The organism is Variovorax glacialis (assembly GCF_051216375.1).
Lineage (GTDB): Bacteria > Pseudomonadota > Gammaproteobacteria > Burkholderiales > Burkholderiaceae_C > Variovorax.
The window spans coordinates 114,448-130,681 of sequence record NZ_JBPJZT010000007.1; the positions used below are offsets into that span (position 1 = coordinate 114,448).

Consider the following 16,234-nt stretch of genomic DNA (forward strand, 5'->3'; position numbering starts at 1 on the left):
CAGGAGCGGGCTGCCCCGGCCGAACGGCTGGAAGATGGTCCCGGATGCAGGCAACGACCTTCGACGAGGAGTACCCCAGTGGCCCAGAACGCTCCGGTGAGCCAGGACTTCGTCCTGAGCCGCCAACCCGCGCGCAACACCTATGCGGGCAATCCGGCCTACCGCCTGTGGCGATTCGACATCGAGGCCGACAGCCTGCTCGCGCCGATGCCGCTGGACCCCGGCGCCACCCTGGACCCCACCCACCAGCTGGTGCCGATCGGCCGCTACCTGCTCGAATGGGGGCCGCTGATGTTGAAGCCCTACCAGCCCTGCTTTCCCTATCGCCTGTTCGAGTTCGATCCGCGGAGTGCCAATCCGCTGGCAACGCGGCCGGTGCAGCACGGGCTGTGGACCAAGACGAAGTTCTGGCAATACCGCCCGGACTTCGGCAATCCGGAAGGCGCGCACGAAGGCTATGACTCGGGCGAAGAGCTTCTCCTGCTGCCGCTCGGCGGCTTCATGCTCAACGTCATCCCGACCGAAGGCCGCGGCACCTTCCAGCTGTGGAACTTCGACCCCAGTCCGTTGAAGCCGGGCTGCGCCGACCCGCTGCCGTTGCCGTACACGCCACAGGGCTCCTTCGACACCATCCAGTTCGGCCACGAACTGATCCCGATGGGCAACTACGTGCTCGACCGCGTGCCCGAGACGGGCGAATACTGGCTCTGGAGCTTCGACCCGCAGAACGTGATGCCGCTGGGCCTGCCGGCCATCCAGCAGGGCCAGTGGAAGGACATCGACGCGGGCCACAGTCTCGCGGTGATCGGCGACCATGTGCTCGACTGGACGCCCGCCGATGGCGCCTACCGTCTCTGGCGCTTCGACCCGCGCAGCGCGAACCCGCTCACCGGCCCGGTGCGCACCGGCACGCTGCCGCCGGAACTCGACGTGAACACCGTGCTGACGGGCATCCAGGCCCTGCGGCCCGTCGATGCAGCACGCAGCGAGGTGCCCGGCACCATGGACTTCATGCGCGCGAAGATCAAGCATGTCGTCTACCTGATGCTGGAGAACCGGTCCTTCGACCACGTCTGTGGCTGGCTCTACGACAAGGGCGAGACCGGGATCAATTTCGTCGGCGACGACCGGCCCTTCGATGGCGTCGACCTCGCCATGTACAACGTGGACCCCGGCATCAAGGATGCGCAGGGCAACCCGACCAAGGTTCACGTGCTCAAGTACAAGGACGGCGAGCTCAGCGACGACTGGGACCTGGACTTCCTGCCGCAGGACCCCTATCACGACAAGTCCGACGTGATGCGCCAGATGTACTTCGGCAACCGGCAGGGCTACCAGCAACACGCGAAGCCCACCATGGACGGTTTCGTCTGGAACAACGGCGTGCACCAGGTCATGTGGACCTATTCGCCCGAGCAGTTGCCGGTGCTCAACGGCCTCGCGAAGGGCTTCGCCGTGTCGGACGCCTGGTTCTCGTCGATGCCGGGCGCGACCGACCCGAATCGCGCGATCGCCTTCACGGGCTCGGCGGGATGCACGCTCAACAACTTCCAGAACGGCACGCAGTACACCTACTGGCCGCTCTCGCCGCATCGCCAGTCGATGTGGAAGGTGCTGTGGACGAACGGCTTCACTAGCTGGAAGATCTACAACTCGGTGGAGTGGATGAACTTCGTCCACACGTACCACCTCTTCCTGCAAGGCCAAATCCCGTCGGTGGATGCCGCCATCGTGCAGAACCCCACGAGCTTCATCGACAACATCGACCAGTTCAAGAAGGACGCGCGCGCAGGCAACCTTCCCACCTTCAGCATGCTGGAGCCGGCCTGGATCGCCACATCGGGCACCAGCTCCTACCACCCGGGCGCCGACCTGGTCCCGGGCGAGAGGGCATTGAACGAGATCTACGAAGCCCTGCGCGCCGGGCCGGCGTGGAACGAGACGCTGCTCGTCATCACCTTCGACGAGCACGGCGGCATCTTCGACCACGCGACCCCGCCTTACGCGGCGAACCCCTGGCCCAACGACGTCGTCGACGGCTTCCGCTACGACGTCATGGGCGTGCGGGTGCCGACCATCCTGGTTTCGCCGTGGATCGAGGAGAAGACGGTGTTCCGCTCGCCGACGGACGTGGCCTATGACGCGACCTCGTTCATGGCGACGCTGCTGCACTGGTTCGGCATTCCCGAGTCGCGCTGGGCGGTGGGCGAGCGGGTGCAGCAGGCGCCGACCTTCGAGGGCGTGTTCCAGCGTACTGCGCCGCGCGCCGAGACGCCTTCGCTCACGCCGCCCTACGACCGGATGTTCCCGCGTTCGGGCAGCTCGGGGCGGAGCGAGCGGGTGCACGGCCTTCACCGCCTGATGGCGCCGCGCGTGGTGGCGTCCCTGGCCGCGGGCAAGCTCAGTCCTGAGGAGATCGCCAGGCTCTCGGACGAGATCCTGGCCGGCGCCACCGATCTGAAGACGTTGCACGCGATGCTCGACAACCTGGCGAAGCGCCTGGCCTGAGGCGCGTCACAGAAGGTCCTCGTCGACCAGCGTCGCGAGTAGCGAAAGCCGCAGCCTGCGTCCCCAGGTGGTATCCGGTTCGCCGGCATGGACGACCTCCTGGCGTCGGCCGCTCTGCTCGACCCATTGAAGGCGTTGCGTGCCGTCCGTGTAGCAGACCTGGTAACTCCTCGGCAACCGTTCGTCCCGCAGCAGCATCGCGACCTGGCCAGCCAGCACCGGGCTGTCGATGATGAGGCTCATCTCGGTGTTGCTGTGCGCGGAGCGGCGGTCCATGTTCATCGAGCCGATGGAGAGCCAGCGCTGGTCCACCACCGCCAGCTTGGCGTGCAGGCGGCCGAGCGAGCCGTGCGGTCCGTCGGCGAGGGGCGGCCGGTCGTCATCGTCCTCGGGCATCAGTTCATAGAGCGCGACCCGCATCTTCAGCAGCGACACGCGATAGCGCGCATAGCCGAAGTGCGCCAGCGGCTCGTCGGTGGTCGCGAGGGAGTTGGTCATGACGGACACGCTCACGTCGCTGTCGGCGGCCCGTTGCAGCACGTCCATCGTGCGGCGCCCCGGAATGAAGTAGGGCGATGCGACCAGCACCTCCGAGCTTGCGGACTGCAGCAGGTCGAGGTTGCCGTTCATGACCACGCCGTCGGCGAGCGAGTCGTTGTCGGCATCGGCCTTCTGCGGTGCATCGGCCACCACGCGGACGGCGGCCATGTGCATCTCGACGCGGCCGGCGGCCAGTTGCGAGCCCACGCTGCTCTGGCCGAGCGAATCGCGTGCGGCGAGCGGCGTCACCGCCGCGCCGGCCACCTGCACGGACTGATCGAACCGGCGACGCGCATCGGCGGGGTCGAAACCCTGCGCGGCGAGGCTTTCGATCGGATAGGCGTGGCGGCTGTTCCAGTAGGCGTCGAACACGGCCGCCATCTCCGCCACGACCGGTCCGGTCGACAGCATGTCCATGTCGATGAAGTTGGCGGGTTCGCTGCGGCCGAAGTACTCGTCGGCGATGTTGCGGCCGCCGCTGATGGCGAATGCACCGTCGACGATGAACAGCTTGTTGTGCATGCGGCGGTTAATGCGCGAGAACTCGTGCATCGACAGCAGCACCCGCGAGCGCACGCTGCCATCGCGCACCGGCAACGGGTTGAACATGCGCAGCTCGACGTCGGGACGCGCGGCCAGGCCGGCCAGGAAGGCGTCTTCGCCGGTGGCGTGCAGGTCGTCGATCAGGACGCGAACGCGCACGCCGCGGGCAGCGGCATCGCTCAGCTCGTGCAGGAACTGGCGGCCCGAGGTGTCGTCGGCGATCTGGTAGTACTGCACGTCGATCGACCGCTCGGCGGCGCGCGCCAGCGCAATGCGCGCCTCGAAGGCCTGGTCGCCGGCCGGCAGCAGGCGCATGCCCGAGAGCTCTGGTTCATCGCTGGGCATCGAAGCCGCCGCGAGCGCGGCGAGGCGCGTGTCGGCCGCCTCGTCGATCGTCTGCGAGACCGGGCGGTGGACGTTGTCCGGCAGGCTGGCGCAACCAAGCATGCCGATCAGCACCACGATGAACACGAGCACAGCCACGCCCACGCGGGCCTGGGCCATGCCGAACTCGATCAGGCGCATCGCGATGCTGTGGGCGATCAGCAGATGACAGCGCTTGGCGGAGGGCTTGGCGGCGGGCTTCATGGCGAAAAGGCGACGGGCAGGGGTCCTTCGGGTGATAGAGCGAATCTAGGCAATGGCCTCGTTCCGCACGAGGAATCAATACGCAACGGGCGAGTGACATCGATCACATCCGGGCCCGTGGCGTCCCATAATGGATTGATGAACTCGCCCGTCGAAGGCCTCGACGACCGCCTGCCCCAGTCCCTGCTCGACGCCATCGCGCCGCACGGGCTGACGCGCACCTTTCCGGCGCACGCGATCCTCATCAATGAGGGGGATACGACCGACTCGCTCTACATCGTTCTCAGCGGGCGGGTGAAGGTCTACGCCAGTTCGGACGACGGCCGCGAACTGGTGCTCACCGAGTACGGCCCGGGCGGCTATTTCGGCGAGCTGTCTATCGACGGCGAGAAGCGCTCGGCCTCGATCAAGGCCATCGAGCCCTGCACCTGCCGCGTGGTCCAGGGCTCCGAGCTGCGCCAGTTCCTTGCGGACAACCCCGACTTCGCGGTGCACCTCACCCGCAAGCTGATCCGCATGGTGCGGCGCCTGACCGAGCAGGTCCGCAGCATCGCCCTGCAGGACGTCTACGGCCGCATGGTGCGGGTGCTGACCGAACTGTCCGAGCCGGTCGGCAACGAGCGCATGCTGCGCCACAAGCTGACGCAGCAGGACATCGCCGACCGCGTCGGCTCCTCGCGCGAGATGGTGAACCGGGTGATGAAGGAGCTGACCGCCGGCGGCTATGTGGGCCAGCGCGACGGGCGGATGGTGATCCTGCGGAAGCTCCCGCCATCGTGGTAGCCCGGCTTGCCCTGCTGCTGTCCGCGCTGCTGCTCGGCGGCTGCACCACCTATGGCGTGGTCGTGAACGTGCCGCTGGCGGCGGACGAAGAGGGTCGCGTCTATTCGCTGGGCGAATTCGCCCGGGGCCCGCATCGCGGTTCCGGCGAACTGAAGCTGGCCGTCGCTTTCTCCGGGGGCGGCACGCGCGCCGCGGCCCTCTCCTATGGCGTCATGCAGGAACTGCGTGACACCCGTGTGACGATCAACGGCCAGGAACAGAGCCTGCTCGACCAGGTCGACATCATCAGTTCGGTGTCTGGCGGCAGCTTCACCTCGGCCTACTACGGGCTCTACGGCAACCGGATCTTCGTCGACTACGAGGAGCGCTTCCTTCGCAGCGACGTCCAGGGGGCGCTGCTGCGCGGCCTGCTGAATCCCGTGCGCTGGTTCAGCAGCCGCGGCCGCACGGAGATGGCGGTCAGCTACTACCAGCAGTCGCTGTTCGGCGATGCGACCTTCGGTGACCTGGCACGGCGCGGCGCACCGATGATCCTGATCAACACGTCCGACCTGAGTTCGGGCGCCCGCTTCTCATTCGTTCAGGAATATTTCGACCTCATGTGCTCGGACCTGAGCAAGTTTCCCCTGGCGCGGGCCGTCACGGCATCGAGTGCCGTGCCCATCATCTTCGGGCCGGTGGTGGTCGAGAACTACGGCGGCTGCGCCAGCGGGATGCCCCCCTGGCTCGCGGCCGCGAAGAAGCGCGACGGCAACAATGACTACCTGAGCATGATCGTGCACGACGACCTCGCGTACGAAGACAAGGTCACCCACAAGTACGCCCAGTTCGTCGATGGCGGCATCACGGACAACCTCGGCCTGCGCGCATTGCAGGACGCCGTCGAACTGGCCGGCGGCCCCGAGGGCTACGTGCGTGAACTCGGCATCCAGACGCCGCGACGCATCGCCATCATCTCGGTCAATGCGGCGGCCGATACGCCGGCGGGTATCGGGGAGACCAGCCGGGAGCCGTCCTTCGAGCAGACGATGAACGCCGTCACCAATGTCCAGCTGCATCGCTACAACGTCGCGACGCTCCAGCAGATGCATCGCAACCTCGACCGCTGGACGCGCGAACTTTCCACGCCCGAACGGCCCGTGAGTTCGTACTTCGTCCAGCTGAGTTTCGAGGACGTGCCCGACCTGCCGCTGCGCCGCTTCTTGAACGAGATCCCGACCAGCTTCGCCCTCGACAAGGAACAGGTGGCCCGCCTGATCGCGACCGGCCGCGAGTTGCTGCGCAACAGCCCGGAGTTCCAGCGATTGCTGGCCAGTCTGCGTGCACCGCCAAGCGCGGGCGCGTCGAAACCGCCGGCACGCTGACGCCAGATCTACTTGTAGTCCAGCGTGAACGTCGCCATGCCGTCGGCACGACCGGCCGTCACCTGGTTGCCAGTCTGGAAATAGCGCGCGGTATACGGGAGCAGATAGACGCCATCCTTTGATAGACCCACCAGCCCGTCGTCGCCGAACTGCACAGGGAGGCCCATCTTGTCGAGGACTTGAATGCCCACGCCGCCGGCGATGTCCTTGCCGCCCTGCGTGATCTGCAACACACCCGGCAGATTCGTTGGGTCCCGCTGTGCATCCATCCGCAGATAGACGGTGTTGGGCATGTTCAGGCCGGCGCTGCAGTTCAACCTGATGTTGAAGTTCTTCTCGTACCCGATGGCAGGCGATGCCATGCCCTTGAAGCTGCTGATCGGCACCTTGCCGAATTGCACCGGGATGTTGCGCGTGCCCGCGTCGACGGTGCACGAGGGTGTGACGATGTTGATGCCTGCGCCCGAGAGGACGGTGGTCAATATCGAGTACGCCGGGCCATCGTCGCCGTAAAAGCGGGTGTAGACGCCGTGCGCGAGTGGGCCATTGCCGGTGATGGGCGCTGTCTTGATCAGTTCCACCCGGAACTGTGAGCCGAGCTCGAAATACAAATTGCCGACCCCTGTCTGCCGCGTGAACGGGTAGTAGCGCAGCGTCGAGGTCTTGAGCGACAGGCGAATGCCCACGCCTGGCACATCGGTCGAATAGATGTCGGCGCGGCTTGGGACCGGCGCCCCCTGCAGCATTACAGCGTTCATCCTGCCGCCGCTTCCCGAGCAGTTGCTCCTGATGTCGGCCGAGCCGTTGGTTTGGATGGGGAACTCTCTTGACATGATGAGACCACCCACCGGTATGCCTGGGCTGACGAGAACGTTGCCGATGTCGATGTTGATGACAAGCTCGGTGACGCCGGGAATGCGCGCGCATGCCGCCCAGGCGGCAGGCGCGCCGTGCAGCAGGCACAAGGCCAGCAATGCGGGGCGCGCTCGACGGCGCCACAGTTTCTTCATCGCTGCGGATCGACTGTTGTTCATCTCATTCCTTTGCTTCGGCATCTGCCGGGGGGGCGCTGAGAGCGACGCTGGCGTCGGACCTGCTGCACTGTCCGTCGAACTCGCGAATGGGCGGCGGGTTCTCTTGGTCGGGCAGGCTGTAGGGCACGATGCACTGGTCGTTTTCGCCATGCCCCCAGATGACTTTCAGGTGGCCCTTGCTGGCCGCTCCCGCGACGAAGGCCTGGCCATCCGGTCCGACGATGCCGACTTCCTCGCCCGCTTCGTTCTCGATCTTCGAACCCAGCGGCAGGGGCCTGCCAAATTCACTCACCAGCGTCATCAGCAGGCGGAACCCCACCGAGCTCTCGAACTTCGCCACCACCACCGCGCCACGGGTCGGCACCAGCTCGGTCGCGGCGTTCTTCACCTCCACGTTGTCGCCCAGGTCACCGGTGCGAATGGCGATGCGGTTGATGCGGTAGGGACTCAGGCTGGGGATCACCGCGTTGCCTGCGCCGTCCGTTGCGACGCCCGGTTGCGAGTCGAAGCCGACATCCGTTGCATTGGGCGCCTGCACCAGTGCGACGGTCTCGCCGAGTGACTGTGACAGCGTCGCGCCGCCGGCATGCACCAGCAGGCCGCCGGCCACGCCCAAGGTAGTCTGGCCGTAACCGCGCCCTTGCGAACGGCCCACGTCCAGGCGCCCCATCGGCGAGAGGTAGCTGGCGCTCGCGCTGCCGCTGCCGCCTTGCTCGTTGGAATGACCGGCCGTCACGTTGTAGGTGAGACGGCTGTCGTCGAAGGCGGAGCCATAGACGCTCGCCTGATGGTTGACGCGCCCGCCGCGCTCGCTGGTCACCGAGTACTGCGCGCTGGCGCGTGTGCTGCCCAGCGGAATGCTCAAGGTCACCATGATCTGCCGGGAGGGTGAACGGCCGAGGTCGGTGGCGTAGTTGTAGAACACGCTATAGCCGAACTGCTTGTAGTTGCCCGAATAGCCGACCTGCACCAGCCGATCTGTCGCGCTCGTTCCCCAGTAGGACTGCTGTCGAGCCGACACGAACACGGCCCCCTTGTCGGCGACCTGCTGCGACATGTCGAAACGCAGCTCGTTGCGACGGCTGTTGAACGGCAGCGACGAGAAAGGGTCGCGCATCTGCACCGCTTCCTCGAAGGTCCGGTAGCCGCTGGTCGAATAGCGATAGCCCGCGATGCGGAAGTTGGTGCCTGAGTCGGCGAACGACTTGGCGTAGAGAAAGCGCAGCGACTGTCCGCTGCCGCCGACGTTGTTGCGAGCGCTCGAACTGGCGCTCGACAGGTCGACCGACACCGCACCGAATCCACGCATGTTCTTGCCGACGCCGGCGAGCACGGATTGGTAGCCATGCGTCGTCGACACGGTCGTTCCGCCGTAGAGCGTGAACGCGTGGCCCAGACCGCGCGCCAATGTGCCCTGAACGAAAAATGGTGTCTCACCGTTCCGGAATGACTTCGATGAGGGAAGGCTGTAGCCGTTTCGGTATTGGCCCGCGGTGGCCGAGTAGCGCCAGGCGCCCTCGCGCAGAAGCGTCGGAACGGCCGAGAAGGCCTGGATGAAGCGGCTTTCCCGACCGTCGGCTTCCGTGACCGTCACCTGGAGATCGCCGCCCGCCGCCGTGGGATAGAGGTCGTCGAGCACGAAGGGCCCAGGCGCCACGTAGGTGCTGTAGATGATGTAGCCGTTCTGCCGCACGGTGACGCGTGCATTTGTCTGTGCCATGCCGCGGATCGTCGGCGCGTAGCCCTGCAGGCTGTCGGGCAGCATGGCGTCATCGGACGAGACCTGCACGCCCCGGAACTGCGTGCTGTCGAACAGGTCGCCCGGCGTGCTGCCGTCGCCGATCAATAGCTGGCCGCGAATGGACGGCAGGTCTCGCTGTACGTAGGTATTGATGGCCTGCCATCTGCTGCGGCCGTCGTAGGCCCGGTTGTAGGTCGAGAAGTGGCGAAAGCGCCAATCGCCCAGATTGAAGCCGGCGCGCACGCCTGCGAAAAGCGTGTCGCGTTCGTACCTGTCGGCTGCGCCGTTGGCGAACGACGTGTCGCCGCTGAAGGCGGGTGAGTTGTCGGAGCCGTTGCCGTCGTTGCGTGCGAAGTTGACCTGGTAGTCCATCATGCCGGCGGTGATGCCCTTGTCCCACATTTCCGGGTCCACGGCGCCGCGGGCCGAACGCGTCAGTGCGGCTTGCGGGATGCTTATAAACAGGCGCTGCTTGCCGCCGTCGTACGACACTGTCGATTCGGGGATGACTGCACGCGGGTCGTCGAAGCATGTGTCTTCCGACGCGCTGGCGAGGTCCGGAAACACCGCGACGTTGACACCCCATTTGTCGAGCAGGCCGCGTGTCAGGCAAGGTACGGCGTCCTTTTCGGCCTCCCGCTGGACGAAATGGATGTCGCTTTGTCCGACGAAGCGCTGGTTCAGGATGACGTCGACAAAGTAGGTGCCCGCCGTCACGCGGTTGCCTGTGGCAAACAGCGACAGGTCCGCGTGGGCCTGCTCGCCGCCGATGGCGAGGAACTCTTCATTGAAAGTCGATGCCGCCACTTGCTGTTGTGCATAGCCCGGGGTGCCCAGCGATGCGAGCAGTACCGCCCACAGCGTCGGCCCGGACGGCAGGCGGGAGGAGGACCTGGATCTCTTGCCCATGCGTCGGCCCTCAGCGCTTCACACCATCGGCGGGCGGCGCGACCAACTCGGCCTTCACGGCGACAGGCTCGGTGCCGACGGGGACCTGCACGCGCTCTTCGGGCGTTTCGCCGCCGTAGTCGTTGATCGTCGTGTAGGAGACCTGGATCGCCTGCGGGGTCTCGATGGCGCTCAGTGGGTACGTGACGTCGCCGTATGGCGGCACCATGGCGGCGTTGATCTCCTGCTTGCCGTCGTTGACCTTCAGCGCGGTGAAGGTCACGTGGTAGGCCGAGGTGTTGGCGACCTTCAGCACGGCCCCGTGGCGACTGCCGTTCGCACTCACTGCCCACTTGAGCTTGGCGCGAGCCTCGCCAGGCTGGCCGGAAAGATCCGACGGCCGATAGAAGATCTTGATGCGCGTTCGCACTGCGATCTGCAGGACGTTTTCTTCCCTGGACTTCTCCGGAATCTCCTTCACGTTGAGCCAGAACACCGACTCGCGGTCGGTCGGCAATGACCCGCCTGCACGCATGATCCGCAGGATGTTTTCCATGCCGGGATCGAGCCGCGACAGCGGCGGCGTCACGAACAATGGCGTCTTGTTCATGCCTTCTCCGGCGTCGATCCAGGCCTGGACCACATAGGGAGCCGTGCCGGTGTTCTTCAGGGGAATGGAGGCTTCGCGATCTTTCTCTCCCAGAATCACGCGCGTGCCGGCGAGCATCACGCCCGCACCGGCCGGCCATTGGAGGCCGACCAGCAGCAGCAGGCCGAGCGCCCACCGAAAACAGGTCTTGTTGTGCATACACATCCCTTGGTGCGCGTCGAACACGGGGCACATGGCGCGCAGGCGAAAGCACCGCGGCGCGTCGGCGTCGACGCTCCGGCGGAGAACAATCAAAGAGGAGAGGTCCGACGCCGCAGCGGGAGTGCAGGACCTCGGACGGCGTCGGTCCTTCAGGCGGCGGGCTGACGCGCAAAGGCGTTCAGCCTGCCGCGATTCCCGCGGGTTCCGCGGAAACCATGGACTCGTGAGCGTCGACTAGGGGTAAGTGACGGTGAACTGCGCCACGGCGTTGGCCGGGCCCACAGTCACTGCAGGCTGGGTTGCCACGTAGATGGCCTGGAAATTCAGCGAGTTGTCGCCCTGGCCCAGGACGTATTCGGCGGATTGCGAACCCAGGGGAATCTTGCTGCCGTTCGAATCACCCAATTCGATCGCCACGCCGGTAGCCTTCTGAACGCCGGTCATGCCTGTATTTGCAATTGCCAGGGTTGTGTTGTCGTTCAGATCGGGAACGCCGGTGAAAGCCACCGTGGCGCCCTTGGCGGAAGCGCCGCAGTTCAACAGGTCGATGGCGAATTTGGCCGGCATGGGGGCTCTCTTGCCCACGGCACCGTCGAGGGCCGTGCGCGAGACGCTGCCGAGCGGCACGATGATGTTCTGGCTGGCTGGCGAGATCGAGCAGGGTGCGTCGGTGATTTCACCGGTGAAGTTGATCGTGCCATCGGGAGCTGCAAAGGCGCCTTGCGACAAAGCACCGACAAGGGCGAGAGCTGCGAATTTGAAAAATCCAGTCTTTTGCATCTGATTCTGATCCAGGGTGAATTTAGAAAAGGGTGTTGCCTGTACAGAGCAGCTTCAGAATAGCAGCGCAATTCAGTCCTGAATCAGCTGATCGAACTTTCAGAACATTCCTAGAACGCTATTCAGATAAGACAAATAGAACCGAATGGACTAAATAGTTTTAAGCGGGCGAAAACTCTGGGCGAGGTTTTCCGGCGGCTTCGGGCGAGCGCGCCAAAGGCATGAATGCCTTTCCTGTCCACCTACCGCAGCGCTGCCACGACCTGGACGAAGCCGCTGATCACCAGCGCATTGCACAGGTCGATGATGAACGCGCCCACCACCGGCACCAGGATAAAGGCCTGCGGCGCGGCGCCGTAGCGCGTGCAGATCGCCTGGATGTTCGCAATGGCCGTCGGCGTGGCGCCGAGCCCGAAACCGCATTGGCCGGCCACCAGCACGGCCGCCTCGTAGTTCGCGCCCATCACCCGGTAGGTGACATAGGTGGTGTAGAGCGCGACGCCGATGCCTTGGAGGGCAAGGATCACGAACATCGGCAGCGCGAGAGACGCAAGCTCCCACAGCCGCAGGCTCATCAGCGCCATTGCGAGGAAAAGCGACAGGGAGACGGCACCGGTGAAGGACAGCGCCTGGCCATCGATTTCGTGCACCCGTGCGAAGGCGAGCGCGTTGCGCAGCACTGCGCCGACGAACAGCGCCCAGACGAAGGTCGGGAGCGTGAACACCGGGTTCTCCGTCCATCGCGCGAGTGCGGTTCCCACGGCCACGCTGGTCGCGACCAGCATGATCGTGACGATCAGGCGCTCCGCCGTGAACGCCTCGAGGGACTCCGCCTCGTCATGCGCGAGCGCCTGTTCGTTGGAAACGCCCAGCGGCTCGCCGCGCGCCTGGAGGCGCCGTATGAGGCGCATGGCCACCGGCCCGCCGATGACGCCGCCCATGATGAGGCCGAAGGTGGCGGACGCGAGGGCCAGTGCGGGCGCGCCCGCCAGGCCGAACTGGTCCGCGAAGCGCTGGCCCCAGGCCGCGCCGGTTCCGTGGCCGCCGGCCATGGTGATCGAACCGGCGATCAGGCCGATCAACGGGTCGGTGCCCATGACCTTGGCCGCGCCGACGCCGATGAGGTTCTCCACCAGCAGCATGCCGATCACGCAGACGGTGAAGCGAAGCAGAGGGCCGCCGCCCTTGGCGATCATGCGGGCGTCGGCGCCCAGGCCGATGGTCGCGAAGAAGGCCAGCATGAGCCCGGGCTGCAGCGCCGTATCGAATGCGATCCGTACCCCGGCCGCATGCAGCGCGGCGACCAGCACCGCGGCGACCAGTCCGCCGACGACCGGTTCCGGAATCGAGTATTTCCGGAGGAACGCGATGCGCTGGATCAAGAGGCGACCCACCACCAGCACGAGTGCCGCGATGGCGAGCGTCGCCGGAACGCCGAGCCCGATGTCCAAGTTCACTCCTCACGCAGCCTGTGATCGGCCTTGGCCCGCATCCTGCCACATCACCCTTGCTCTGACGAGCCCGGGGAAGCGGCAGGTTGCGGGCGGAGGAGGTCGACCGGTCAGGGCGGGCAGGGCGTGGCCGCGGTGGCGGCGGCGATGGCGGTGCGCAGGGCCTTCGTCGACTGCGATGTGTCGTCCACCCCCATGACGTTCTTCGTGAAGGTGCAGCCGTAGGTAGGCTGCGCGACGGTCGCTGCCGTCACGACGTCGTCGCCCGCGGGCTTCACGCCATCGCGTTCCCACTTGATCATGTCGTCGAAGGCCGTGACCTGCTCCGCGACGGTGAAGTCGCAGTGCGAGGCGCCGCGGATCGCGCGCTGCACCAGCCAGGCGCTGTTGCCCTTGGCGGCGACGCGCTTGTTGTAGACCTGCTCCATGCTGAAGGGCACGTACAGGTCACCCAGCGTGTGCAGGGTCACGACGGGGATCTTGAACTCGCCGTTGGCCTTCGGGATCCAGCGCAGTCCGTCCCTGCGCAGGCGGTTGGCATCGGTCTCGGCGGTGAGCTTGAGCGCCGAGGCATTGAGCGCCGCGGACCCGGCCGTGTCGCCGTCGATCACGTAGGTGAAGCGGTTGGTATCAACCCCGTTCTTGTTCAGGATGCCGGTGACCGTACCGTCGCCGCCAAACACGCCCCAGACCAGCGGGAAGGTGCCGCCGTTGGAGAAGCCGAGGCCGAACAGCGGGCGTTCGCCGCCGGTGAGGTTCTTGATGACCGATGCGTACTTCACGCCGACGGTGGCCGAGGGCGTCACGGCCGCGGTGGGCGTCGCCGCCGACGGGAAGGTCGAGAACAGCGTGCCGGTGACCTGCGCCAGGATGTCCGACCAGCTGGTGAACGGGTACTTGGGCACGCCGGCCAGGGCCTGCGCCGTGACCTGCGCGGCAGCGAAGTAGTCGAACAGCTCGGTGTCGCCGACCACGCCGCACATCGGCACCGCGCCGTTGTACTTGACCTTGTGGTTGGCGGTGGCGAAGGCCTCGTCCTCGATCGCGGCAGCGGTGATGTGGCCGCCCATCGAATGGCCGGTGATGTAGATCTTGCTCGGCGCGGCCAGCGTGCGGCCTGCCGCCGCCGCGATCTTGTTGAACTCCAGCGCCAGCGCGTTGGTGTCCTCGACGCCCACGCGCACGTCGTAGTAGTTCTTGCTGTAGCTCGATGCAGCCCAGGCATAGCCGTTCTGGATCAGGTAGCGTCGGATCGACGGATTGGTGACGCCCAGCGCGTTGCCGGTGCCGGCGTAGCCGTGCGCATACATCACGAGCTTGCCGTTCCAGTTGGCCGGCACTTCGACGCGATAGGCCGCACCGCCGAGCACGCCGGCCCAGCGGCTGGTGGTCGTGTTGTCGACCGTGTCGCCGGCATCGGCCGCGAGCGCCGCGAAGGTGGTGTCCGTCGGCGCGGCGGGCACGAAGGTGTTGCGATCGTCCTGGGCGCGCTTCTCTTCCGGCGCGGGGGCAGGCGCGGGGGCGGGTGCTGCGGGTGCCGGGGCCGGCGCTGCCGCGACGGGGAGGAAGGCTCCTCCGTTGCCGCCGCCGCCACACGCGGCAAGGCTGAGAGTGGTCGCCAGCGCCAGGAGCTGGACACGAGTCTTTTGCATGGGTTTTTGTCTCCGTGATTGAACACACAAACCGGCGCCGCACTGCCTGGACAGTGCGGCGCCGGCGGTCGGAGCGTAGGGGGGCCATGCGTGCGGCCCGGGGCGGAGTAACCCGGAGCCTCTATCACCTTGGCGACACGGGGTCGCGAAACTAGGCGTCGGCGGGCGTCGCGACGGCGTACACCTCGACCGGTGCCGCCTTGCCCCGGAACGAGGCGGGGCCCAGCGGCTCGACGGCGATCCGGCCGTCGAGCGCGAGCTGCGTCGCCGTGTCGATCAGGATCAGTCGCCCCGCGAGCTTGGTGTGTTCCTCGAGCCGCGCGGCGAGGTTCACCGTGTCGCCGATGCAGGTGTAGGTCGCGCGCTGGTGCGTGCCGGTGTAGCCCGCGACCATCTCGCCGGTCGCGACGCCCACGCCCATGCGGATCGCCTTCTTGCCGGTCGCCGTGCGTTCGAGGTTCAGCAGGTCGATCATCTCCACCATCTCGAGCGCGGCGCGCACCGCGGCCGCGCTGTGGTCCTCCAGCGGCAGCGGCGCGCCGAAGATCGCCATCAGGCCGTCGCCGATCATCTGGTTGACCACGCCGCCATGGCCGTTGATCGCGTCGAACATCAGCGTGTAGTAGGTGTTCAGCAGCTCGATCGTCTCTTCGGGTGGCTGCGATTCGACGATCGAGGTGAAGCCGCGAATGTCGCAGAACATGACCGTCGCCAGCACCCGCCGCCCGCCCAGCGCGAAGCCGGATTGCTGCAGGTCCTGCGCGACTTCCGAGGTGGCGAAGCGGCGCACCATTTCCTTCTGCTGGTCGCGCAGGCGCTTCTTTTCGAGACTGGCCCCGATGCGTGCCTTCAGCAGCACCGCATTGACGGGCTTGTGCAGGTAGTCCTCCGCGCCCAGTTCGATGCAGCGCGCGATGTCGGCCACGCCTTCGAGCGACGAGGTCACGATCACCGGCAGGTCCTGCAACTTGACGTCGGCGCTCAGGTGTTCCAGCACCTCGAAGCCGGTCATCTCGGGCATCTCCATGTCGAGCAGCAGCAGGTCGAAGGGCTCGCGCCGCAGCATCTCCAGCGCGATGCGGCCGTTCTCGGCGCACTGGACGGTGTGGCCTTGCAGTTCGAGACTTCGCGTCAGCAGCAGGCGGTTGACCTTGTTGTCGTCGGCCACCAGCAGGCGCGCGGGCGCATGGCGCAGGTCAACCATGGCTGAGATCCTGCAAGGCGGCCGCGACGCGCCCGTATTCGGCCGCGAGCGCGTCGAGGGCGTTCGACGGCTGCGCGGCGGCGAGCCCGCCGAGTTCCTGTTCGCGCGCCATCGCGCCGAGCGTGAGCGCGCCGAAGGTGAGGCTGTTCGATTTCAGCGAATGCGCCGCGCGCCGGAAGGTGTCGGCGTCGCTTTCGGCCAGCGCGTCGCGAAGTTCCCTCAGCATCAGCGGCGCTTCCTCGAGAAAGGTCTGCACCAGTTCCTTCACGAAGTCGGCGCCCGCGGCTTCCTGCAGTTCCGCGAAGGTCGCGCGGTCGATCGTTGCCTGGCTCTTGTCATCGCTCACG

The 16,234-nt window shown here is 66.3% G+C and carries 12 protein-coding genes; 3 read left to right on the plus strand and 9 right to left on the minus strand.

Annotation, left to right across the window (positions count from 1 at the left end):
* Positions 1-78 precede the first annotated feature (78 nt).
* The gene (locus ACSFBL_RS19670) at positions 79-2,508 is read left to right on the plus strand and encodes an alkaline phosphatase family protein (RefSeq protein WP_435517490.1); all 2,430 of its coding nucleotides are present in this window, start codon (positions 79-81) and stop codon (positions 2,506-2,508) included.
* A 6-nt stretch (positions 2,509-2,514) separates the two neighbouring features.
* Here ACSFBL_RS19670 and ACSFBL_RS19675 read toward each other — a convergent pair whose 3' ends face one another.
* The gene (locus ACSFBL_RS19675; RefSeq protein WP_435517491.1) at positions 2,515-4,179 is read right to left on the minus strand and encodes a phospholipase D-like domain-containing protein; all 1,665 of its coding nucleotides are present in this window, start codon (positions 4,177-4,179) and stop codon (positions 2,515-2,517) included.
* A gap of 138 nt (positions 4,180-4,317) precedes the next feature.
* On the opposite strand from ACSFBL_RS19675, the gene ACSFBL_RS19680 reads away from it, so the two are divergent.
* Positions 4,318-4,962 (plus strand): Crp/Fnr family transcriptional regulator, encoded by a 645-nt coding sequence (locus ACSFBL_RS19680; protein WP_435517492.1) that lies wholly within the window; start codon positions 4,318-4,320, stop codon positions 4,960-4,962.
* A complete protein-coding gene (locus ACSFBL_RS19685) occupies positions 4,956-6,326 on the plus strand; it encodes a patatin-like phospholipase family protein (protein ID WP_435517493.1) in 1,371 nt (456 codons plus the stop codon). The genes ACSFBL_RS19680 and ACSFBL_RS19685 overlap by 7 nt, the downstream gene beginning before the upstream one ends.
* An 8-nt stretch (positions 6,327-6,334) precedes the next feature.
* Here ACSFBL_RS19685 and ACSFBL_RS19690 read toward each other — a convergent pair whose 3' ends face one another.
* The 8 genes from ACSFBL_RS19690 to ACSFBL_RS19725 form a co-directional block, all read right to left on the minus strand.
* Complete coding sequence (locus tag ACSFBL_RS19690; RefSeq protein WP_435517494.1) at positions 6,335-7,291, minus strand: fimbrial protein; 957 nt, start codon at positions 7,289-7,291, stop codon at positions 6,335-6,337.
* A gap of 70 nt (positions 7,292-7,361) precedes the next feature.
* Positions 7,362-10,010 (minus strand): fimbria/pilus outer membrane usher protein, encoded by a 2,649-nt coding sequence (locus ACSFBL_RS19695; protein ID WP_435517495.1) that lies wholly within the window; start codon positions 10,008-10,010, stop codon positions 7,362-7,364.
* A gap of 10 nt (positions 10,011-10,020) precedes the next feature.
* Positions 10,021-10,797 (minus strand): fimbrial biogenesis chaperone, encoded by a 777-nt coding sequence (locus ACSFBL_RS19700; RefSeq protein ID WP_435517496.1) that lies wholly within the window; start codon positions 10,795-10,797, stop codon positions 10,021-10,023.
* 237 nt (positions 10,798-11,034) lie between these two features.
* The gene (locus ACSFBL_RS19705; protein ID WP_435517497.1) at positions 11,035-11,580 is read right to left on the minus strand and encodes a fimbrial protein; all 546 of its coding nucleotides are present in this window, start codon (positions 11,578-11,580) and stop codon (positions 11,035-11,037) included.
* A 242-nt stretch (positions 11,581-11,822) separates the two neighbouring features.
* Positions 11,823-13,031, minus strand: coding sequence for a sodium/glutamate symporter (gene gltS, locus ACSFBL_RS19710; protein ID WP_435517498.1), 1,209 nt, complete (start codon positions 13,029-13,031; stop codon positions 11,823-11,825).
* A 110-nt stretch (positions 13,032-13,141) separates the two neighbouring features.
* A complete protein-coding gene (locus ACSFBL_RS19715) occupies positions 13,142-14,683 on the minus strand; it encodes an alpha/beta hydrolase (protein ID WP_435517499.1) in 1,542 nt (513 codons plus the stop codon).
* 151 nt (positions 14,684-14,834) lie between these two features.
* A complete protein-coding gene (locus tag ACSFBL_RS19720) occupies positions 14,835-15,887 on the minus strand; it encodes an adenylate/guanylate cyclase domain-containing protein (RefSeq protein WP_435517500.1) in 1,053 nt (350 codons plus the stop codon).
* The gene (locus ACSFBL_RS19725) at positions 15,880-16,233 is read right to left on the minus strand and encodes an Hpt domain-containing protein (RefSeq protein WP_435517501.1); all 354 of its coding nucleotides are present in this window, start codon (positions 16,231-16,233) and stop codon (positions 15,880-15,882) included. Before ACSFBL_RS19725 ends, ACSFBL_RS19720 begins: the two co-directional genes overlap by 8 nt.
* Between the last annotated feature and the right edge of the window lies 1 nt (position 16,234).

Coding starts and splice junctions, on each gene's coding strand:
- ACSFBL_RS19675 (WP_435517491.1), bottom strand. CDS start 4,179: ATGAAGCCCGCCGCCAAGCCCTCCGCCAAGCGCTGTCATCTGCTGATC.
- ACSFBL_RS19680 (WP_435517492.1), top strand. CDS start 4,318: ATGAACTCGCCCGTCGAAGGCCTCGACGACCGCCTGCCCCAGTCCCTG.
- ACSFBL_RS19695 (WP_435517495.1), bottom strand. CDS start 10,010: ATGGGCAAGAGATCCAGGTCCTCCTCCCGCCTGCCGTCCGGGCCGACG.
- ACSFBL_RS19700 (WP_435517496.1), bottom strand. CDS start 10,797: ATGCACAACAAGACCTGTTTTCGGTGGGCGCTCGGCCTGCTGCTGCTG.
- ACSFBL_RS19705 (WP_435517497.1), bottom strand. CDS start 11,580: ATGCAAAAGACTGGATTTTTCAAATTCGCAGCTCTCGCCCTTGTCGGT.
- ACSFBL_RS19715 (WP_435517499.1), bottom strand. CDS start 14,683: ATGCAAAAGACTCGTGTCCAGCTCCTGGCGCTGGCGACCACTCTCAGC.
- ACSFBL_RS19720 (WP_435517500.1), bottom strand. CDS start 15,887: ATGGTTGACCTGCGCCATGCGCCCGCGCGCCTGCTGGTGGCCGACGAC.